The 250-nt window shown below is 66.0% G+C and carries 1 pseudogene; it reads left to right on the top strand.

The features are described 5' to 3' along the window. Positions 1 to 12: 12 nt before the first annotated feature. Positions 13 to 250, top strand: a pseudogene (locus ACCD02_RS32765) (beta-ketoacyl-ACP synthase); the annotation flags it as partial.

The following is a 250-nucleotide window of genomic DNA, read 5'->3' on the forward strand; positions in this document are numbered from 1 at the left end:
TGTGGGCGGTAGGGCATGGTGTTTGGGGATGGTGGCGGCTTGATGTTGCTGGAAGAACTGTAACACGCCCTGGCCGGCGGCGCCCATATCCATGCGTAGCTGGTGGGCTTCGGCTGTATTGCCGACGGCGCCCAGAGCACCCGCCCGGAGCAGGCGTGCATGCGCCGCGCCATGGAGGTGGCCCTGGAAGACGCCAATCTGCCGCCCGAAGCGATCGGCTATGTTAACGGTCACGGCACCGCCACGGAAC

Origin of the sequence: Pseudomonas sp. Pseusp88, from assembly GCF_047303955.1 — a bacterium.
GTDB lineage: Bacteria > Pseudomonadota > Gammaproteobacteria > Pseudomonadales > Pseudomonadaceae > Aquipseudomonas.